The organism is Streptomyces sp. NPDC127106, from assembly GCF_042677605.1.
Classification (GTDB): Bacteria; Actinomycetota; Actinomycetes; order Streptomycetales; family Streptomycetaceae; genus Streptomyces.
Genome location: NZ_JBHXTC010000005.1, coordinates 50,548 through 70,513, shown reverse-complemented (window position 1 = coordinate 70,513; position 19,966 = coordinate 50,548). Strand labels below are relative to the sequence as shown.

The following is a 19,966-nucleotide window of genomic DNA, read 5'->3' as shown; positions in this document are numbered from 1 at the left end:
TGTCAGCGCAGCAGCGGGGCGAGGTGCTCGGCGAAGACGTGGGGCTGCTCGACCGCGGCCAGGTGCCCGCCGGGGAACTCGGCCGGCGCGTCGATGCCCAGCAGCTCCGCGAGCCGGGCGGCCGGGCCGTACAGGGGCTCCAGGTCGCGCGAGTCCCGGCCGGCCGCCAGGACGAGCTTGCCGGCGGCGCGGCGCAGGGCGGGCACGTCCGGGGCGGACGAGGAGAACGGGCACAGCACGTGCTCCAGGAACGCCGGCGTATTGGCGTACATCCGGTCGGCCATCTCCCGCAGGTCGGCGGGCGGTTCACGGGTGGGATCCCCGTGGCCGCCGTGGTCCCCGTGGCCGCCGTGGTCCCCGTGGCCGCCGCGGCCGCCGTCGCCGCCGTGGTCCCCGTGGCCGCCGTGGCCCCCGTGGCCGCCGCGGCCGCCGTCGCCGCCGTGGTCCCCGTGGTCGCCGTGGTCCCCGTGGTCGCCGTGGTTCCCCTGGTCGCCGGACCGGTTGCCTGCGAGTCCTGCGCCGAAGCGGGCCATGGCCGGGCCCGGGCCCCGGGTGCGGGATATCTCGCGGACCTCGGCGAACAGGGCCCGGTGCGGGGCCGGGTCCGCCAGCAGCTCCAGCAGCGGCGGTTCGTGCGCGACGAGCCGGCGGACCCGGTCGGGGTGGCGGGCCAGCAGGTCGAGCGCGGTGATCGCGCCGGAGCTGCATCCCATGACGAACGCCTCGTCGCGCGGCGCGAGGTGGTCGAGCAGGTGGCGGGCGTCCTCGCTCCAGACGCACACCTGCTGGTCGGAGAGGGGACCGTCGAGCCGGCTGCGGGACATGCAGCGCTGGTCGTACGACACCACGGTGTACCGGTCGGCCAGTTCCGCGGCCAGGGTGTCGTACATGCCGGCGTCCCCCGCGCCCCCGGGGATCAACAGCAGGAGCGGTCCGCTCCCGCGCGTCTCGTAGTAGAGGGTGGCGCCGGGCACGGCGAGCGTGGCGGCGGTGGGCGTGGCGGCGGTGGGCGTGTGCGTCATGCGTTCCCCTGCTCCTCTTCTTCGTTCCTCTGCGTCCCCTGCCGTCCGTCCCGCGCCGGCCAGCTCTCCAGCAGAACGTGGAGCGCCTCCAGGGAGCGCGCCCAGGACTCCCCCACCGGGCGGGCATGGCCGAAGCCACCCGCGAGCTCCAGGTGGACGTAGCCGTGGAAGGCGCTGCGCAGCAGGCGGCCGGCGTCGGTGAGGTCCGGCTCCTTCAGGCCGTAGGCGCGCAGCATGCCGTACGTCAGCTCAACGCTGCGCCGGAAGCCGGCGGAGTCGCCGACCTCCTCCGGCGCTAGCTGCATCTGGGTGGCCGCGTACCGGCCGGGGTGGGCGAGCGCGTAGGCGCGGTAGGCGTCGGCGAAGGCGACGAGGGCGTCCCGTCCGGCCCGGCCCGCCACGGCCGCGGCGATGCGCTCGGTCATCTCGTCGGAAGCGAGGAGGGCGATCCGCACGCGCAGCTCCCGCAGGTTCCGCACGTGCGAGTACAGGCTGGCGTCCTTGACCCCGAAGTGCCGGGCGAGGGCCGACACCGTGACGTTCTCCAGGCCGGCCTCGTCGGCCATGGCTGCGGCTGCTTCCGTCAGCCGCAGGACGGTGATTCCGGCACGGACCATGCTCCGTTCACCTGCCCTTTCTTGTTTCCCCGACCCGCATTTCCTAGGACCCCTAGGTTCCACCCTAGCATGACTAGGCGCATATTGATCAAGGCCTGCGGGCCGGTGCCGTCCGGCGGCTAGACTTGCCGGGTTCTGGAATCGACCACGCGGGAAGCGGACACCGGGAGCCGTGATGGAGCAGCAGGAGCATGCGCACGGCGGCGGCCGCGGAGCCGAGGGCGGCTCGGCCGACGCCGAGGCCGGCTACGAGCGGTGGAAGGGGAAGGGCGTCGCGCTGCGCGCCTTCTTCTACATCGCCGGCACCCACCTCTTCGCCGGCTTCGTCTGGCTGCTGTTCACCCTCGGCGAGCACGCCCAGAAGTGACCCGCAAGGCCTCGACGGGGCGACGCGAGGCGCTACCGCGCCCCGTCCCGTCGTGCCCCGTCCGCCACCGGACGTAGCGGTGGCGCGGGCTGCGGGCTGCCCTCCAGGGCCAGCTCCGTCATCAGCAGCAGTGCGCCGGTCCAGCCGAGCGGCGCGACGGACGAGGGACGTCCGGACCCGTTGACGGTTTCCGGGAGTTCGCCCAGACCGTTGCGCTTGGACAGCACCCAGTCCAGTACCCCCTGCGCTTTCCCGGTCTCGCCCAGGTGGGCCCAGGCCAGCGCGAAGAAGCTGGTGCTGGCGGTCCAGGCGTACGAACCCCAGCTGAACCCCGGATCGTTGCCGGGCGAGAGCCCGCCGTTCGGCAGCAGCAGCGCCGCGTGGGTGGAGTCCAGCGCGGCCCGCACGTCGCCGGGGGCCCCGTTGATCGGCGGTGCCATGAAGGCGGCCGCGCTGTCGCGGCCGTGCGTGCCGTCGGCGGTGCGCGGGTAGCCGAGGGGGGCGAAGGAGACGGCGATGCCGTCGGACAGCCGCCTGGCGGCGCGGGCCCAGCGGTCCGCGTCCTGGGCCTGCCCGAGCCGGTCGGCGAGGTCGGCTGCGGCGTTGAGGCCGGCCAGCAGCGGGGCGGCGGTGCCGATGTTGGGGGTGTCCGTGCCCAGTTCCCAGTAGTCGGGCGAGGCGGGCGGCAGGCCGTCGGCGCCGAGGGACGCAGCGGCGTGGTCGGACGCCTTGCGCACCATCGGGTACAGCACGCGCAGCCGCTCGTCCCGGTCCGCGGCCGGCGCCGCCCGGTACCACTGCCACGTGGCCCACGGGACCCAGCCGTTGCCGTCGAGCTGCCAGGCCCGGCTGTCCGGCGGGCCGCTGCCGTCCAGCTTGGTACGGGCCTCCCACGTCCCGTCGGCGCGCTGGGTGTCGGCGTCGTACCGCAGGATCCGGTAGGCCTCCTCGTCATGGCCGGTGGCGGCGAACGCGACCGCCGCGAAGGCCCCGTCCCGCGGCCAGGAGTACTCCCACGGGGGCGCCCAGGCCGCGGCGAATGCCCCGTTGGGCTGGAGCAGGGCCCGCATGGACAGCAGCGCGCGCTGCGCCGCGGCCCGCCGGTCCGGTGTCGCGCCCGGGACGCGGCCGGCGGCGAGCCAGGCACGGCTCTCGGCGATCTGCGCCTGGGCACCGGGATCGTCCGCCGGCACGACGGTGGACTTCTGGGCTCCGGCGGGCAGGTACCGGCGGCGGCCCGACGGGAGGGTCAGGACGTTGCTGCCGTCCACGTACGCGGCGCCGACGGCGAAGGAGGGCAGTACGGCCTCGGTGGCGGTGCCGTTGGACAGCAGTCCGGCGGTGCGGGCGGCGAGCGCCGAGGTGGGCACGTAGCAGGGCTCCGTCTCGCCGCAGCGCTCGGTGTCGGGCGGGTTCACCCGGAAGGCCAGCCGGGAGGAGGTGGAGGCGCGCCAGCCGCCCCAGTAGGCCCTGTCGTAGTTCCAGCTGGTGAGCGAGTCGGCGACGGGGGTGGTCGTGCCGTACCAGGCGATGCTCTTGCTCTCGGCAGTGGTGGCCTGGACGTGCAGGTAGTAGGGGGTGCCGGGGGTGACGTCGGCGCCGATCGGGAACTCCAGCCAGCCCGTGCCGGCCCCGCCCAGGGACTCCAGGGTGACGGTCCGGGAGGCGACGACGGACGCGGCGTCGGCCTTGTCGCGGCGGATCTGCGCGGTCACCCTGCCGGTGGCGGCGGTGCTGCCGAGGTAGACGGCGATGCGGGAGACGCGGGTGGCGGAGACGGTGAACTCCTGCGCCGCCGCGTTGTTGGCGGCCTTCACGCTGAACAGGGCGGTCCCGTGCAGGGGCTGGCCGTCGTACGGCACGGCGGGTGCGCGCAAGGGCGGGGACACGGACGCGGACGCGGACGGTGGGCCGGAGGCCGGGGGCACGCCCGCCGGCGCCAGCAGCAGGAGGGCGGAGAACACTGTGGGGAGCACGGTGGGGAGCACGCCCGTCGCGAACGGCATCTGGTGCGGCCCTTCCTGGTCGGCCGGTGCGCGGGCCGCCCGGCGCGCAACGGCACCCGGCGCACCCCGCACCGGAGGTGGGCCCCTCACTGTGCACGCCCCGGACCTGCGGCAGCGGCAGCCCGTGGCCGCTTCCACCCGGGGCGGACCGCATTTCCATCCGATGGTGTGAAACGGTTCGCCAGGAGGAGGGCGGGCCGGGAAGCGCGCGCTCAGCCCGCGGCGCGCAGGAGTCGGTGGGCCGCGGTGCGCAGGTGCGCGAGGACGTCGGGGTCGGCGTCGAGGTCGTAGTCCGCGTCGAGGCCGGCCAGGGTCTGCGCGATCCGGGTCAGGGAGTCGTCCGAGGCGTCGATGCGGCAGGTCGTGGCGTCCACGGGGCGCACGCGCGGGCCCAGTCCGCGGATGCGGGCGCGGACGTGGTCGGCCGGGGCGCGGACGGTGGCGACGGCCCGGTGGCGGGTGGGAGCCGCGGACAGGCGGGCGGCGACGAACGCGGCCGGGTCGCCGCCGGGAACGGGGCGGGGTGCGGTGCGTCGGCCGGTCGGGGTGGCGTCGGTGATGCGGTCGAGGCGGAAGAGGCGCCAATCGTCCCGGGCGATGTCGTGGGCGAGGAGGTACCAGAGACTGCCGGAGGCGACCAGGTGGCAGGGCTCGACCCGACGCCGTACGGCGCTGCCGTCCGCGGCGGCGCGGCCCTGGGGGGCGGCGCTCCCGGCCCGGGCGGAGGCGGTCGCGTACCGGGCTGAGGCGGTCGCGTACCGGGCGGTGTAGTCGAAGGCCACGATCTCGTGGTCGCGGCACGCGGTGGCGAGGAGCGCCAGCAGGGCCGGGTCCGCGCGCGGCCCGCGGTCCTCCCAGACGATGCCGGCCAGGGTGGTCTGCAGCGCGGCGGCCTGGCCGCGCAGCCGGCGCGGAAGGACCCGTTCTAGTTTGGCCAGGGCCCCCAGCGCGGTCTCCTCGATGCCGGTCAGGCCGCCGGCGGCGGTGCGCAGGGCGACGGCGATGGCGACGGCCTCGTCGTCGTCCAGGAGGAGGGGTGGCAGCTCGGTGCCGGCGGCCAGGCGGTAGCCGCCGGCGTGCCCGCGGGCGCTTTCCACCGGGTAGCCCAGCTCGCGCAGCCGGTCCATGTCGCGGCGCACGGTGCGGACGGTCACCTCCAGGCGCTCGGCCAGGTCGGCGCCCGACCATTCCCGGCGGGTCTGCAGCAGGGACAGCAGCCGCAACATGCGGGCGGTCATCTCGCTCGTCATGCCTTCCATCGTGCCCGAGTCAGAGGACACGCTCTGTCCTGAAACCTCCCTACAGTGGATCCGTCCGCACGAACAAACCAGGAGGTTTCCCATGAAAATTGCAGTTCTCGGTACGGGCGGGGGCGCTCGGGCGCACATCGCGCGGCTCGCCGGGCTCGGCCACGAGGTCTTCGTCGGCACCCGGGACCCGCAGGCCACCCTGGCCCGTACCGAGCCCGACATGATGGGCAACCCGCCGTTCGGGGTCTGGCTCGCCGAGCACCCCGGGGTCACGCTGCTGGCGTTCGGGGAGGCCGCGGCCGCCGCCGACGAGGTGGTCATCAACGGAATCGACGGGCACAACGCCGTCGCCGCGCTGTCGGCGATCTCCGGCGCCCTCGCCGGCAAGACGCTCATCGACTACGCCGTCCCGTACGTGTACGAGCCGGACGTCGAGCACCCGTGGCCCACGCCATGGGGCGTGATGCCGAAGATGGAGCCCTGCGACACCGACAGCCTCGGCGAGCAGATCCAGCGGGCTCTGCCGCAGACCAAGGTCGTGAAGGCCTTCGTCACGCAGGAGCAGGCGACCGTCGTCGACCCGAAGTCCGTCGGTGGCGGCGCGCACACCATGTTCGTCGCCGGCGAGCACGCCGACGCCAAGCAGCACGCCGTCCGGCTGCTGACGGCCTACGGCTGGGAGGACGTCCTCGATCTGGGGCCGCTGGTGTCCGCCCGCGGCATGGAGATGTACGCCCACCTCCACAGCGCCATCGGCTTCGCCCTGGGCTTCGGCACCCACTTCGGCATCAAGATCGTCCGCTGAGCCCCGCCATGACCGTTCCCGCGACCGCGACCACGACCACGACCACGACCGCGACTGACCTGCCCCGTATCACCGCCGCCGCGCGGCGTGCCCGCCTGGTGCTCCGCCACCGCCTCGCCCCCTCCCTCCGGGAGGAGACCGCCGAGGCGGTGGCCGAGGCCCTGGTCGGCCTGCACGCCACCGACCCGGCGACCGTGTTCCTCGCCGCGGCCGCCCGGATGCGCGCCCCCACCGCCCCCGCCATCGACCGGTCCCTGTACGAGGCCGGGTGCGCGAGCGGGGGCCCGGCCCTGGAGCGCATACGCTGCATGCGCCGCACCATGTTCGTCGTACCGGCCGGGCTGGCCCCGGCGGTGCGGTCCGCGACCACGGGCCCTGCCGCCGGCCGCCACCGCACCGAGGCCGCCGCCCGGCTCCGTACGGAGCTGGGCTGGGACGAGCGGCGCTACGCGGCGGTGGAGCAGGAGGTCCTGGCGGCCTTCGCGGCGCGCGGCCGGGCGACCGCCGCCCAGCTGGCCGCCGACGTGCCCGCGCTGCGCGAGCAGCTCGTCGTCTCCCCCGGCAAGCCGTACGAGTCCCGGCAGCGGGCGAGCACGCCCGTCCTCGGGGTGCTGGCCGCCGAGGGCCGCATCCGGCGGTTCCGGCCCGCCGGGTCGTGGACCTCCGCGCAGTTCCACTGGGCGCCGGCCCGGCCGCTGCCGCAGCTGCCCGCGGCCGAGGCGAGGACCGTGCTCGCCCGCCGGTACCTCAAGGCGTTCGGTCCGGTCACGCTCGACGACCTGAAGTGGTGGACCGGTTGGACCGTCACCGACACCCGCAAGGCCCTCGCCGCCACCGGCGCCGGGGCCGTCGCCCTCGACGAGGGCACCGGCTACCTCCTGCACGAGGACCTGGAGCAGCTGCTGGAACCGGGGCCGCGCGCCGCCGAGCCGACGGCCGCCCTCCTGCCGGGCCTCGACCCGACGGCCATGGGCTGGCGGCACCGCGACTGGTACCTCGACCCGGCCCACACCGCGCACCTCTTCGACCGCAACGGCAACATCGGCCCCACCGTGTGGTGGGACGGCCGCATCATCGGCGCCTGGGCCCAGCGCGCGGACGGCCGCATCGTCCACCACCTGCTCACCGACCCCGGCCCCGCCGCGCGCGCCGCCGTCCGTACGGAAACCGACCGCCTGGCCGGGTTCCTCGACGGCACCCGCGTCACCCCCTGCTACCGCACCCCCCTCGAACGCCGCCTCGCGACCGGGCACTGACGTGCCTGCGCCGGGCCGCCGTACGGCCGGCCGGCCAGGGCCCGCAGCCGCTGTTCCTCGGGGGCGGCTCCTCGCCGCCGTTCGTCTGCAGCCGGAACCCTGGAATCGATCGCCTACTCCAGGAGGCGGCGCCGGGCCAGCCCCATGACTTCCGCGCGGCTGCGGCCGGCGTGGTCGGCCGCGATGAAGTGGCTGCCGATGCGCAGCGAGAAGGCGATCAGGCAGCGCAGCTCGACCTCGTCTTCGTCGGGGCAGAAGGAGCGGAAGAGGGAACGCAGGTACTCCATGCGCCGGTTGTCCGCCCGTTTCAGCCGGCGGGCGACCTCCTCGTCGCGCCGCGCCCAGTCGCGGATCGCCAGGTCGGCGGCCGCGCTCGTCGCGGGCCCGTCGGCGGCCACGGCGAGGGTGAGCAGCTGGTCCAGCTTGGCCCTGGCGTCCCCGCCCGTGCTCTCGACGCGTTCGATCACCTTCTCGGTGACCTCTTCCTCCCACGCGTCGAGGATCTCGGCCAGCAACGCTTCCCGGTTGCGGAAGTAGCCGTAGAAGCCGCCCTTGGTGACCCCGAGGCCCTGGGCGAGCACCTCGATCCGGACGGCCTCCGGGCCGCCGGCGGCGAGGGCGCGCAGGCCCTCCTCGATCCACCTGCCGCGCGGCGTCCGCGTCGCGCCCATCCGTCTCCCCTCACCCGCCTCCGTGGTGCGTGCGCCATCGTATAGACGCCGCCCGGGCGCCCGGCGGCAACGGCCCGGCCGCCGGCCGAGGCCGCGGAACACGAACCGGCACGGAATCCGCGGCCGGCCGGGGGCCTCAGCCCAGGGGGCCGCCGGTGTTGGCGATCATCTGCCGGAGGATCTTCAGCGCGGTGACGTAGTCGGCGTCGTCGATGCCCTCGTGGATGCGGGCGCGGATCGCCGGTGCGTGCTCCTTGATCCGAGTGCGGGCTTCCTCCCCGGCCTCGGTGATCCACAGCCGCCCGTCGTCGTCGCGGGTCAGGCGCCCCTGCCCCAGCAGGACCTCCGCCTCGGCCTCCAGGTCGTCCTCGGACCGGAGGTAGGCGGCCATGGCCCGGCGGAGCTCCGGCAGGGTCATGCCGCGTCCGTCGGGGGAGAGGTCGTGCTTCGACAGGTTGCGCAGCAGCCAGTACTGGGGCTGGGTGAAGCCGAGTTCGGCCTGCCGGGCCCGGGTGAAGGCGATGAGCGCCTCGTAGGCGACCCCGGTCCAGTACGCGGCCGGTTGCTGGGCGAGTTCGGCGTCGGACAGGTTCTGCGGTGCCGTCTGCGTCGCGTGTGTCTGTGTCGCGTGTGTCTGTGTCGCGTGTGTCTGTATCGTCATGGCTGGTTCCCCCTCGCGAGCGGTCGTCCGGCGGACCCTTGTTGACCGCCGACGAGAGGACCGTAGAACCTGAAGGAAAGTCGAGGTCAAGCGTTCTCGTTGCGTCCGCTCAGGCACCCACCGCCCCGTAGCCGGTGAGGGCAGCGGTCAGCTCCGCCACGAAGGCGGACAGGTGGGGCGGCTGCGGGCCGCGGCGGGTGGCGACGTACCAGGTGCGCGTCAGGGGCTCGGGGCCGAGGGGGACGAGGACGAGGCCGCGGGAGGCGGTGTACGGGGCGGCCGCCCAACGGGGGAGCACGGTGACGCCCTGGCCGCCGGCCACCAGCTCGGCCAGCAGGTCGGTCATCACCGGCACGGTGCTGAGCCGCGCGGGGCGGGCACCGTGCGGAAGGGGCAGCGGGGTCGAGGGGATGCGGTTCTGGTCGTACACCTCGTAGAGGAGGAGGTGGGCGTCCGCGAAGTCGGCCGCCGCGACGTGGGGCCGCGCGGCCCACGGATGCCCGGCGGGGACGACGGCCACCATCTCGTCGTCGAACAGGCGGGTCAGGCCGACGCGGTCCGCCTCCGGATCCGGCTTGGTGATAAGGGCGACGTCCACCCGGTCCGCCAGCAGCGCCGGGACGGGGGCGTCGCCGGGGACCTGCTCGATCCGGACTTCGGCGTCCGGGTGCCGCTCGCGGAACGCGCGGAGCACCGGCGGCAGCCACTGGTAGGCGGTGCTGCACTGCGCGGTGAACCGGACGTACCGGTCCCGGCCGTCCCGCATCTCGTGCAGGTCGCGGCCGGCCGACTCCAGCTCGCCCAGTACGTGACGGGCCGCCACCAGCAGCCGCCGGCCGGCCGCGTTCGGGACGAGCCGGCGGCCCCGGCGGTCGAAGAGCTGCATGCCCAGCCGGTCTTCGAGGCGGGTCAGCCGCTGGCTCAGGGCGGGCTGGCTCACGAAGAGGCGTGCGGCGGCGGCCGTGAGGGTGCCCTCGTCAGCGGTGGCGGACAGCAGTTCCAGGTCACGCAGGTCCACATCCAGCTTCATAAGCGTGGATTATGGCAGGCTTCGATCTTCGTCGTGGTGTGATGGGCGGCGTGCCCGTAGCTTCGTGTCCGAGCGGCGGCCAGCAGGTTGGCCGTCTCAACCACCAACGAAGCAAGGAGAGTTGCTCATGCCACGTGTCACCGCGGTGGTCACCGGCTCGTCCGGCGGCATCGGCCTGGACATCGCCCGGGCCTTCCTCGCACAGGGCTCCCGCGTGGTCCTGGGCGGCCGGGACGCCGACCGGCTGGCGAAGGCGGCCGCCGGGCTCGGCCACCCCGACCGGGTCGCCCGGGTCGCCGGGGACATCGGCAGCGCCGCCACCGGCGAGGCGCTGGTCCGGGCCGCGGTCGAACGGTTCGGCGGGGTCGACGTCCTCGTCAACAATGCCGGCACCTTCGCGCCGAAGCCCTTCACCGAGGTCACCGAGGAGGAACTGGACGGCTACCTGGCCGGCAACCTCAAGGGGACCTACCTGACCACGCAGGCGGTGGTGCGCCGGATGCGGGAGCAGGGGCGCGGCGGCTCGATCGTCAACATCGGCACCGTCCTGGTCGATCACGCCGTGGCGGGCTTCCCGGCGTCCGCGCCGGTGGTGAGCAAGGGCGGTGTGCACGCGCTGACCACCAGCCTTGCCGCGGAGCTCGCGGCGGACGGGATCCGGGTCAACCTGGTTTCGCCCGGCGTGGTCCGCAGCCCGCTGCACGCGGCGGTGGACGTGGACGCCTTCGGCGGGCTCGCCCTGCTGAACCGGGTCGGCGAGGTGTCGGAGATCGCCGAGGCCGTGCTGTACCTGGCGGGTGCGGAGTTCGTGACGGGCCACGCCCTGCGGGTGGACGGCGGGCACGTCACCGGCCGCGCCCGGTAGCGCGCACCACCCTTTCGAGACGGAGGACCGAGCAATGCCGTACGTGAACGTGAAGATCACCCGCGAGGGCGCCACCCCCGAACAGAAGGCCGAACTCATCGCCGGAATCACCGACCTGCTGGTCAGGGTGCTCGACAAGAACCCGGCGACCACGTTCGTCCTCATCGACGAAGTGGCCCTGGAGGACTGGGGCGTCGGCGGCCTCTCCACCCTGGAGAGCCGCCGCCGGCCCACAGCCAGCTGACCCCGGGCACCGCCCGCCGCCGTGCCGCCCCGCCCCGCAGGAAGGCGCGGTGGCGTGGCGAGATCCCCTCGCGGCAGGCCGGCCCGAGGCAGGGGGCGGACGGGCTACGGGGTTCGCGGTGGCGGCCGTCACGCCCTTCCCGCCGGGCGGTAGGGCGTGGTCGGCACGTCGGCCCTGGGGTCCGGGCACGGACGGGTCCGGTCACGGCCCCGGTACGAGCTGGCGGGCGTAGGTGACGGCGGGGCGGGCGTCGACCGTGGTGCGGCCGGTCTCGGTGAAGCCGTTGCGGGTGAGGACGGCCCGGGAGGCGGGGTTGTCGACGGCGGCCACGGCGGTGAGCACGGACAGGCCGTACGGGCCGGCGGCCAGTCGGCAGACCTCTGCGACCGCCGCCGTCGCCAGGCCCCGTCCCGCGGCGCGCTCGCCGATCCGGTAGCCGAGCTCGGCGCTCCCCGCGGCGGCGTCCACGAGGTTGACCCGCCCGCACACTTCGTCGTGCCCGCCCTCGGCCCCGCCCCCGACCAGCACCACGTGGAAGTGGCACACTCCCGTGTCCTGTTCGGCCAGCAGCGCCCGGTGCCGGGCGGCGAAGTCCGCGAAGTACGCGGCCCCGCGGTCCGGGACGAACCGCGCGAAGTACGCCCGGTTCTGCCGCTCGAAGGCCAGCAGGGCGTCGGCGTGATCGGCCCGGAGGCGCTCCAGTCGGATCATGCGGATCAGCATACGAACGGCCGCCGCCCGGGGAGTCGTCGCGTTGTCGTACCCGCTGTCTACGATCGTGTGAGCCAGCCGCCACCGCCACCGCCACGAACAGCGAGGACACCATGACGATGCACCGGCCGGGACGGCCGGGGGACCTGCCCCCGGCGGAAATCCTGTGGGCGCGGTGGGCGCTGGCCGCCGTCCTGAGGGCCAGGACCGAGGACGAGGACCGCGGAGTCCGCCGCATCGGCACCTGGATCGACGGCTCCGGGCTGCACCTCGACGACTGCGGCTGCACCTGGTGGGCCCTGAAGGCGCTGGGCAGCGGCCGCTACGTGCTCTACGGCGAGGACGAGTCCAGCGAGGTCAAGTGGCACGAGCCGCCCGTAGACATGCTGGCCGGTGGCCCGGACTGGCTCCCCCGCGAGACGCTGCGTGACCTGCTCGACGGCTGGCAGCTGGGCTGCGTCTACTGGTACGAGAACGGGGCCTGGGCCCGCGCCCCGTACCCCGAGACCCTGGAGGACGACGGGCTCGACTGCGGGATCAGCCGCTTCGCGGTGCGCGAGGAGTTCCTCAGGGAGCTGGAACTGGCTGCCTCCGACGCGGCGGAGCTGGTCGCGGCAGCCGAGGAGTACCGCCTCGAACCCCGGGCCCTGGAGGAGCTGGCGGGCCGGACCCCGGCCGGCGCCGACCTGGACCTGCCGGCCGTGCACCGGGCGCTGGACCTCGCCGGACTCGACGCCCGCACCGGCACACGGTAACGCCCGCAGCCGGGGCCCGCGCCCATGCGTCAGCAGGGACGTGCTTCATGGCTTGCGGTGGCGTGGGAAGCGGACGGGCGTGCCGCCGCCCCGGGCGGGGCCCGCAGGCCGATAGTGGGGTGCTGTGAGCAAGGAAGCGGAATCAGAGGGACGGAGCCGCCCCGCGCCGGCGGCCGAAGGCGGCACCTGGTCCGGGGCCGCCGGGGCCGAGGCCTTCGCGGCGGTGGAGGCGGCCACGGACTGGATGCTCGGCTATCCCTTCGTGTTCCGGGCGCTGTCCCGCCGGGTCGGGCCGGGCTCGGTGCTCGTGGACTACGGCTGCGGTCCCGGCCGGGTCGCCGACCGGGCGGCGCGGCAGCTGGGGGCGCGGGTGGTGGGCGTGGACACCTCCCCCGAGATGCTGGCGCTGGCCCGGAGCGGGGCGGGGGCGGTGGCGGAGTTCCACCTGGTCGAGGACGGCCGGGTGACCGGCCTCCCGGACGAGTGCGCGGACGCGGTGATGTGCAATCACGTCCTGGCCTCGCTGCCCACCGAGGAGGCGGTGCTGGCGGTGTTCACCGAGATCCGCCGGCTGCTGCGGCCCGGAGCCCCGCTGGTGCTGCTGAGCACCGACCCCGACTGCACTGGCCGGGACTACGCGTCCGTGCGGATCATCGGCGGCCTGAGGGCGCCCGCGGCCCCGTACCGTCCGGGCGAGGAGCTGGCGGTACGACTGCGGCGCACCGACGGGTCCTGGCAGGAGGTGCGCAACCACGCCTGGCCCGTGGCCGTGCTGCCCGCCCTGCTGGAGCGCTGCGACTTCGGGGACCTGGTGCAGGAGCGGCCGACCGTGGACGAGGCGCTCGGCCTCGCCGACCCGGCCCTGGTGCGGGCGCACGACTGGGCGGCCGAGCGGTCCCGGCCGCCGCTCGTGGTGACCCGCGCCGACGCAAAAAGCTGAGGATTGTTCACTTTCCATTGACACGGCGGCCTCCGGGGCCCAACAGTGCGGGGGACACAGCGCAACCGCCCACACCGCACGGCCAGTACTGCACGGCACGCACCGCACTTGCACCCGCACCTGCACCTGCACCTGCACCTGCACCCCGGCGACCGAAGTGAGCCCGCATGACCGCGCCCGTCCCCGCACACCTGCCCGGCACCCCCGCCGCCCCGGCTTCCCCGGCCTTTCCCGCCTTCCCCGGGGACTTCCTGTGGGGGGTGTCCGCCTCCGCCTTCCAGATCGAGGGATCCGTATCGGCCGACGGCCGGGGACCGTCCTCCTGGGACGCCTTCACCCGGGAACCGGGAAGGATCAAGGACGGCTCGCACGCCGACACCAGCACCGACCACTACCGCCGCTACCGCGAGGACGTGGCCCTGATGGCCGGCCTCGGCATCGGTGCCTACCGGTTCTCGGTCTCCTGGTCGCGGGTCCTGCCGGACGGCCACGGCCCGGTCAACCCGCGCGGGCTCGACTTCTACGACCGGCTCGTCGACGAGCTCTGCGCCCGCGGCATCGCCCCGGTGCCCACCCTCTTCCACTGGGACACCCCGCTCGCCCTGGAGGAGCGCGGCGGCTGGCTCGAACGGGACACCGCCGAGCGGTTCGCCGCGTACGCCTCGGTGGTCGCGGAGCGCCTCGCGGACCGCGTCCCCATGTGGATCACCATCAACGAGCCCGCCGAGGTCACGCTCCTCGGATACGGCCTCGGGGAGCACGCCCCGGGCCGGCAGCTCGTCTTCGACGCCCTGCCCGCGGCCCACCACCAGCTGCTGGCGCACGGCCTGGGCGTCCATGCCCTGCGGGCCGCCGGGGCCCGCCGGATCGGGGTGGCCGCCTCGCACAGCCCCGTGTGGACCGCGGGCGACAGCGACGCCGACCGGGCGGCCGCCGGACTGTACGACGTGCTCACGAACCGCCTCTTCGCCGACCCGATCCTGACCGGCGCCTATCCGGACGAGGGGCTGGCCGCGCTGCTGCCGGGGCCGGTCGCGGAGGACCTCCGGGCCATCTCGGCCCCGCTGGACTGGTACGGCGTCAACTACTACAACCCGATGCTCGTGGGCGCGCCCGAGCCGGGCGGCGCCGCCACCGCCTTCGGCGGGATGGGCATCCCCGCGGACCTCCCCTTCGGGATCCGGCAGATCGAGGGGTACGAGCAGACCGACTTCGGCTGGCCGGTGGTCCCCGACGGGCTGCGCGAACTGCTCGTGGGCCTGCGCGAGCGCTACGGCGACCGGTTGCCCCCGCTCTACATCACCGAGAACGGCTGCTCGTACGGCGACGGGCCCGACCCCGCCACCGGACGTGTGGCGGACGCACGGCGCATCGCGTACCACGAGGGGCATCTGCGGGCCCTGCACCGGGCGATGGAGCAGGGCGTCGACGTCCGCGGCTACTTCATCTGGTCGATCCTCGACAACTTCGAGTGGGCGGAGGGGTACCGGCAGCGGTTCGGGCTCGTCCACGTGGACTACGAGACGCTCCAGCGGACCCCCAAGGACTCCTACGCCTGGTACCGCGACGTGATCAAGAGCAGCAGATGACCGCGGGCCCGGCGGCCGCCCCGCCCGGCGGAGGTGGCGCAGGGGCCGGCGGGGGTGGCGCAGGGGCCGGCGGGGGTGCAGCGCAGGCCCGGGCCGGCGGCGTCGGCGGGCGGTGGGTGGCGGCGCTGTCCCTGGCCAACGTCGGTGTGTGGGTGGGCTGGTTCGGCCCGCTGCAACTGCTCCTCGCCCGCCAGGCCGAGCTCCTCGCCCCGGACGCCAAGGCCTCGGCCCTCGCCGTGGTGACGGGTGTGGGGGCGGCCGTGTCCCTGGTGGCCAACCCGGTCTTCGGAGCCCTGTCCGACCGTACGACGGCGGTGGCCGGCCGGCGGATCCCCTGGGTGATCGGCGGGGTCGCGGGCGGCGCGGCCGGGCTGCTGGCCCTGGCCGGGGCCGGGAGCCTCGCCGCGGTGACCGCGGGTTGGTGCCTGGTGCAGCTGGGCCTGAACGCCGCGTTCGCCGCGCTGACCGCGGCCGTGCCCGACCGGGTGCCGCCGCGGCAGCGCGGGCTGGTCGGCGGCTGGCTCGGCGTCTCCCAGGTCGTCGGCATCCTGCTCGGGACGGCGCTGGCCACGGCCGCGGGCGGGATCGCCGCCGGGTACGCCGCCTGCGCGGTGTTCGCCCTGCTCGCGGCCGTCCCGTACGTGCTGATGCGGCGCGACACCCGCCTGTCCCGCGCCGACCGGCCCGACGTCCGCGGGCGGTCCTTCCTGGCCGGCTTCTGGATCGATCCGCGCCGCCATCCCGACTTCGCGTGGGCCTGGCTCACCCGGTTCCTGATGAACCTGTCGTACTCGGTCAGCACGATGTACCTGCTGTACTACCTGACCGACGCCGTGCGGTACGAAGGCGACGCGGACCACGGGGTGCTGGTCCTGACGGCGCTCAACGCGGCCACCGTACTGGCCACGGTGGTCGTCGGCGGCGTCCTGTCCGACCGCTCCGGCCGGCGGAAGTCCTACGTCATCCGGTCCGGGCTGGTCATCTCGGCGGCCAGCCTGCTGCTCGCTGCGTGGCAGTCCTGGACCGGGGCGGTCGTCGCCTCGCTCGTCCTCGGCATCGGCTACGGCGTCTACACGTCGGTCGACTTCGCCCTGCTCACGGATGTGCTGCCGGCGGCCGAGGACCACGGCAGGGACCTCGGCGTCATCAACATCGCCAACGCCCTGCCGCAGGTCCTGGCCCCGGTGCTGGCCGCCCCGGTGGTCACCCACCTGGGCGGCTACACCGCCCTGTACGCCCTCGCCGGCGCACTCGCCCTGGCCGGGTCGGTACTGGTCCGCCGCATCCGGGCGGTGGCGTAGCGGCTCGCCCCCGCCGGGCCCGTCAGGCGAACAGGGCGGCCACCGGCGACGTGCGGTCCCACTGCGGGTCGCGGCCCGTGAGCCGCGCCACGACCCGCTCCCAGGCCTCGGCGTCGGTGCCCAGCCGTGCCGCGACCAGGGCCGCGAGCTCCGCCAGCGCTTCGGCAGCCTCCGCCGGGGCGTCCGTACGGCGGGACGCGCCGCCCAGGTAGGCGAGGACCCGTGCCGCCGGGGCGACCAGGTGCAGCAGGGCGCCCGGCCCGAGGTGGCCCGCTGCGAGGAGCCCGTCGAGCTGGGTGGTCAGCGCGCAGGACCACAGCGACCCCAGGCCGTGGCGGGCGCGCGCCCGGGTCAGCTCGGGGCCGTCGGGCAGGCCCTCGGCTCCGGGTTCGTGCACGAGCCCGGGGTGTCGGAGCCGCAGCCGGGTCGGGGCGTCGGGATGGTTGACGAGGGCGGACCACTGCGGCAGCGGCTCCGCCTCGTGCGCGGCCTCAAGGGCCTGCCAGTCCACGCCGTACGGGGAGTGCCAGACGGCACTGGTGCTCTGCCAGGCCCCGGTGTGCCGCCGCATCCGCGTGATCAGCTTGGCCGGGGCCAGTTCGCGCTCCGCACGGGCGCGCAGCACGCCGACCGGGTCCCCGGACCGCAGCGCCTTCACGCACAGGGTGGTCGCCGCCTGGCCCAGTACGCCGCGCGCGACGAGCGCGGCGAGCCGGTCCGGCCCACCGTGCTCGGCCAGGTGCAGGCAGCCGACGACCTGGTGGGCGAGGCTCAGGCCGGTGTGCCGGGCGAAGACCTCCTCGATCAGGTCGGGTTCTGCCGAGGCCAGCCAGCGGATGCCGCCCACCGGCCCCGTCTCCGTGCCCGTACACGTTCCGGTTCCCGTCTTGGGGCCGTTGCGCAGCTCGTCCAGGACGCGCGCCCCGAGGCCGTCCTCCGGTTTCCCGGTGCCCGGCCGGGAGCGGCCCACGATCCGCCGGGCGAGGTGCGGCGCCACGCCGTTGCGCAGCAGGGCGACGTCGACGTCAGGGTCGCCGAGGCCGGCCAGCAGGCCGGGGACCCAGTGCGACAGGCGCCGGATCCCGGAGGCGAGGACCCGGAGGGCCTGCGGATCGCGCCCGGCCGACAGCCGCTCGACCAGGGGCCGGGGAGTGCGGTCGTGGCGCTGGAGGTAGGAGGCGAGCTTCCAGGGGCCGTCCGGTCCGAGGCGGGGCAGGACCGCATCGACGACGTCGGCGTCGGCCAGGCAGAGCAGCGTGCCGATCGGCCAGCGCCACCCGAGGACGCCGCGGCAGCCGAACCCGATCGCCTCGTCGGGGGTACGCGGGGGCTCGGTCCCGTTCCGCTCCAGCGGCCGGTGCCCGGCGGCCGTGGTGTCCCCGGACCGGGCGATGCGGAGCAGCTCCACCCAGCCGGGTCCGCCGCCGCCCGAACGGTCGCCGCCGCCCGAGGCCTCCACCGTGTCCGCGAGCCGCAGCCACGCGTCGGGATCCGTGCCGAGCTCGGCGCGCAGCATGTGGGCCGTGCCGTCCCGCCACGCGTGGGCGAAGCCGAGGGGGCGCCAGTCGTGGGGGAAGTCCAGCAGGAAGCGCGCGGGGAGCCGGGCGAGCATGTCCTCGACCGGCAGCAGCCCCTCGGCGTAGGCGAGTTCGAGGGACCGCACTCCGCTTCCCCAGGTCGTGGCGAGGGTCTGGGCCTCCGTCAGCTCCGCGCGGGTGGGCGCGGTGGGCCAGGGGCGCTCGCGGGGCGGACGGATGCCGTGTGGTGCGCAGGCGTCGATCAGCCACTGCGGGGTGGCGGTGAGGGCCGGGACGTCGGCCGTCTGGGGGTGGGCGAGGAACCGCAGGACGCCCGGGTCGGCGGGTGGCGGGACGTCGCCGGGGGCGAGGGTGCGCAGCAGGTCGAGGGCGGCGAGGGCGGCCCGCTCGGCGGGAACACGCGGGGCCGCGGGCGGTGCGGCCGCAACGGAGTCCGAGGGGGTCGAGGGGTCGGTGGGGGTCGTGGGGGCCGCTGCCGCGTCGGAGCGGTCTGCGGCCGGGGTGCCGGCTCCGCCGTTCGCCCCCTCACCGTCCTGGTCGCCCTCCTCGTCCCCGTCGGGGTGCTCCGGGGTCGGGGCGTCCCCTGCCTCGGCGATCACCTCGGCCAGGGTGCCGGGGTGCCCGGGCAGGAGGGTGTCGAACGCGGCCCACGCCTCGGGGCGTTCGCCGAGCCGGTCGTCGGCGAGCGCGGCGAGCGCGGACACGGCGGTGCCCGTCAGCAGCTTCCGCTCGGCGAGCCGGGCCAGTGCGCCGAGCGCGTGCACGGCGGGGTGCCCGGTGCGGACCAGGTCGAGCGGGTCGAGCAGGCCGGCCGCGGCCATGCCCTCCGCCCACCGGGCGGCGTCGTCGTCCAGGGCTTCGCCGGCGAGGCGTTGCGCGGGCGGGGCGGTGTTGCCGACGCGTCTCGCGCCCGTCTGCCAGGGGTCGTTGAGGGCGCTCAGCCGGAACGCCAGCCGCTGGGCGTCGTCCGCCGCTTCGTGGCGGGCGAGTTCCTCGCTCGCCTTCGGCATGAACGGGGACGCGGCGTGCGCCTCGGCCAGGGCCCGGGCGTCCTGGGCGTACGGCTCGGTCAGCAGGACCCGCAGGCTGTTCGTGCCGCGCGTGGTGGTCAGCAGGGCCGGCAGGCGTGCCGGGTCCTCGTACGGTTCGCCGTGCTCGCGCAGCCGGCGCAGCCCCTCCCGCGCTCCGTCGTCCGCGGCGAGGGCGTCGGCGACGGCTGAGGCGACGGGCCGCGTCAGCCAGGTCGCGACGTCCGGGTCGTCGAGGACGGCGCGCACCCCGTCCTGCCCGCTGCGCTCCCAGACCCGGGCCAGGGCGTACTGCTGGGCGGTGCCGCGGACCTGGACGGTCAGGGCGCGGGCGGTCAGCTGCGGGTCGCCGGAGACGAGCAGCGGCGCGAGCCAGGTGCTCGGCAGGTCGGCGCCGCGGGCGCTGAGTTCGGCGTACAGCCGCTCGTCCATGGGCACCCGGTCGAGGCGCTGCGCGAGGGTGCGGCGCAGGGACTGCGTGGCGCGCGGGTTGCGGTAGACGGCGGCCCCGACCGCCGGGTCCGCGGTGTCGAGCAGCCGGGCCAGTACCCGGCTGTCGAGGCGGGTGTGGCGGGCGAGCGCGGTCCGGGTGCGGGCGTCGCCGTGCTCCACGACCGCGGCGGTGACCGCCGGGCCGGGGAGGGCGCCGGTGGCGAGCAGCGCGTCGAGGCTGCGGTCCGGGAGCGCGGCGAGGGCCGCGGCGGCGTCCTCGGGCGGGGCGTGCTCCAGCAGCAGGGCCAGGGTGGCGAGGGCGCTGCGGGGCGCGGGCGGGCGTATCCCGCCGGGCGCGGCGGCGGACGGTACCGGCTGCGGGGCGGCGGCCAGCAGTTCGGGGAGGGTGCCGCGGTGGGCGGCGAGGGCGTCGTGGACGCCGAGCCACCGTTCGGCGGAACCGCCGAGGTGGTCCCGTACGAGCGCGGCGAGCCGCCGGGCGGTGTCCCCCTCGGGCCCGCCGGCGGCGGCGACGGCGGCCGCTGCGGTGCGGGCGGGACGGGTTTCCTCCAGCGCGCGGGCGGCGGCGCCGGGCGCGGGCGGCTCGCCGGGTGCCTGCCGGGGCAGGGCGAGGAGGGTGCGCAGCGCCTGGGTGGCCGGACTTCCGTGCGGGGTGCTCATGGACGCCATGCTAGGAAGGGGGGCTGACAGTCCCTCGGGGGCGACCGCGGCCGAGGCGGAGCGGGCGCCCCCCGCGCGTGAGCGGTGGGCCCCGGCGGGGGGGCGGGGGCGCGGGGGCCACAGCGGAGCGAGGCAGCACGACGCGGTCGAGGGGTTAGAAGAAGTGTTAGTGGGGAAGAGAGTAATACACCACCCCA

General features: G+C 75.6%; 18 protein-coding genes. 9 read left to right on the top strand and 9 right to left on the bottom strand.

Going from position 1 to position 19,966, the window contains the following annotated elements; translation table 11 throughout:
• Positions 1–2 precede the first annotated feature (2 nt).
• Both ACFVGY_RS07360 and ACFVGY_RS07355 read right to left on the bottom strand, forming a co-directional pair.
• Positions 3–1,022, bottom strand: coding sequence for an alpha/beta fold hydrolase (locus ACFVGY_RS07360; protein ID WP_385672432.1), 1,020 nt, complete (start codon positions 1,020–1,022; stop codon positions 3–5).
• Entirely contained in the window at positions 1,019–1,639 is a 621-nt protein-coding gene (locus ACFVGY_RS07355) for a TetR-like C-terminal domain-containing protein (RefSeq protein ID WP_385672429.1), read from the bottom strand. The genes ACFVGY_RS07360 and ACFVGY_RS07355 overlap by 4 nt, the downstream gene beginning before the upstream one ends.
• A 175-nt stretch (positions 1,640–1,814) precedes the next feature.
• Here ACFVGY_RS07355 and ACFVGY_RS07350 point away from each other — a divergent pair, with 175 nt between their 5' ends.
• Positions 1,815–2,006: a DUF6126 family protein gene (locus ACFVGY_RS07350; RefSeq protein WP_385672427.1), complete on the top strand. Its 192-nt coding sequence runs from the start codon at positions 1,815–1,817 to the stop codon at positions 2,004–2,006.
• Positions 2,007–2,038: 32 nt separating this feature from the next.
• Here the strand turns inward: ACFVGY_RS07350 and ACFVGY_RS07345 are convergent, their stop codons facing one another.
• Together ACFVGY_RS07345 and ACFVGY_RS07340 are read right to left on the bottom strand one after the other, a co-directional pair.
• Positions 2,039–4,012, bottom strand: a complete 1,974-nt coding sequence (locus ACFVGY_RS07345; RefSeq protein WP_385672424.1) for a hypothetical protein — start codon at positions 4,010–4,012, stop codon at positions 2,039–2,041.
• Positions 4,013–4,224: 212 nt separating this feature from the next.
• Complete coding sequence (locus tag ACFVGY_RS07340; protein ID WP_385672421.1) at positions 4,225–5,262, bottom strand: helix-turn-helix transcriptional regulator; 1,038 nt, start codon at positions 5,260–5,262, stop codon at positions 4,225–4,227.
• A 91-nt stretch (positions 5,263–5,353) separates the two neighbouring features.
• Here ACFVGY_RS07340 and ACFVGY_RS07335 point away from each other — a divergent pair, with 91 nt between their 5' ends.
• Positions 5,354–6,067 carry an NADPH-dependent F420 reductase gene (locus ACFVGY_RS07335; protein WP_385672418.1) on the top strand — a complete coding sequence of 238 codons (714 nt, stop codon included), beginning with the start codon at positions 5,354–5,356 and terminating at the stop codon, positions 6,065–6,067.
• Positions 6,068–6,075: 8 nt separating this feature from the next.
• Positions 6,076–7,323: a winged helix DNA-binding domain-containing protein gene (locus tag ACFVGY_RS07330; RefSeq protein ID WP_385672415.1), complete on the top strand. Its 1,248-nt coding sequence runs from the start codon at positions 6,076–6,078 to the stop codon at positions 7,321–7,323.
• 113 nt (positions 7,324–7,436) lie between these two features.
• Here ACFVGY_RS07330 and ACFVGY_RS07325 read toward each other — a convergent pair whose 3' ends face one another.
• The 3 genes from ACFVGY_RS07325 to ACFVGY_RS07315 form a co-directional block, all read right to left on the bottom strand.
• Complete coding sequence (locus ACFVGY_RS07325) at positions 7,437–7,994, bottom strand: TetR/AcrR family transcriptional regulator (RefSeq protein ID WP_385672412.1); 558 nt, start codon at positions 7,992–7,994, stop codon at positions 7,437–7,439.
• A 136-nt stretch (positions 7,995–8,130) separates the two neighbouring features.
• Positions 8,131–8,655 carry a MarR family transcriptional regulator gene (locus ACFVGY_RS07320; protein WP_385672409.1) on the bottom strand — a complete coding sequence of 175 codons (525 nt, stop codon included), beginning with the start codon at positions 8,653–8,655 and terminating at the stop codon, positions 8,131–8,133.
• Positions 8,656–8,764: 109 nt separating this feature from the next.
• Complete coding sequence (locus tag ACFVGY_RS07315) at positions 8,765–9,685, bottom strand: LysR family transcriptional regulator (protein WP_385672406.1); 921 nt, start codon at positions 9,683–9,685, stop codon at positions 8,765–8,767.
• Between the two features lie 127 nt (positions 9,686–9,812).
• Here ACFVGY_RS07315 and ACFVGY_RS07310 point away from each other — a divergent pair, with 127 nt between their 5' ends.
• Together ACFVGY_RS07310 and ACFVGY_RS07305 are read left to right on the top strand one after the other, a co-directional pair.
• Positions 9,813–10,550: an SDR family NAD(P)-dependent oxidoreductase gene (locus tag ACFVGY_RS07310; protein ID WP_385672403.1), complete on the top strand. Its 738-nt coding sequence runs from the start codon at positions 9,813–9,815 to the stop codon at positions 10,548–10,550.
• 34 nt (positions 10,551–10,584) lie between these two features.
• Positions 10,585–10,794 carry a 4-oxalocrotonate tautomerase family protein gene (locus ACFVGY_RS07305; protein ID WP_385672399.1) on the top strand — a complete coding sequence of 70 codons (210 nt, stop codon included), beginning with the start codon at positions 10,585–10,587 and terminating at the stop codon, positions 10,792–10,794.
• 201 nt (positions 10,795–10,995) lie between these two features.
• On the opposite strand, the gene ACFVGY_RS07300 is transcribed toward ACFVGY_RS07305, so the two are convergent.
• Positions 10,996–11,505, bottom strand: coding sequence for a GNAT family N-acetyltransferase (locus tag ACFVGY_RS07300; RefSeq protein WP_385672396.1), 510 nt, complete (start codon positions 11,503–11,505; stop codon positions 10,996–10,998).
• Between the two features lie 113 nt (positions 11,506–11,618).
• Here ACFVGY_RS07300 and ACFVGY_RS07295 point away from each other — a divergent pair, with 113 nt between their 5' ends.
• The 4 genes from ACFVGY_RS07295 to ACFVGY_RS07280 all read left to right on the top strand — a co-directional run bounded on the left by ACFVGY_RS07295 (position 11,619) and on the right by ACFVGY_RS07280 (position 16,090).
• A complete protein-coding gene (locus ACFVGY_RS07295) occupies positions 11,619–12,260 on the top strand; it encodes a hypothetical protein (RefSeq protein ID WP_385672393.1) in 642 nt (213 codons plus the stop codon).
• A gap of 124 nt (positions 12,261–12,384) precedes the next feature.
• Entirely contained in the window at positions 12,385–13,200 is an 816-nt protein-coding gene (locus tag ACFVGY_RS07290; RefSeq protein ID WP_385672390.1) for a class I SAM-dependent methyltransferase, read from the top strand.
• Positions 13,201–13,367: 167 nt separating this feature from the next.
• Positions 13,368–14,789, top strand: a complete 1,422-nt coding sequence (locus ACFVGY_RS07285) for a GH1 family beta-glucosidase (RefSeq protein WP_385672388.1) — start codon at positions 13,368–13,370, stop codon at positions 14,787–14,789.
• Complete coding sequence (locus ACFVGY_RS07280; RefSeq protein WP_385672385.1) at positions 14,786–16,090, top strand: MFS transporter; 1,305 nt, start codon at positions 14,786–14,788, stop codon at positions 16,088–16,090. The genes ACFVGY_RS07285 and ACFVGY_RS07280 overlap by 4 nt, the downstream gene beginning before the upstream one ends.
• 22 nt (positions 16,091–16,112) lie before the next feature.
• On the opposite strand, the gene ACFVGY_RS07275 is transcribed toward ACFVGY_RS07280, so the two are convergent.
• A complete protein-coding gene (locus ACFVGY_RS07275; protein ID WP_385672382.1) occupies positions 16,113–19,769 on the bottom strand; it encodes a hypothetical protein in 3,657 nt (1,218 codons plus the stop codon).
• Between the last annotated feature and the right edge of the window lie 197 nt (positions 19,770–19,966).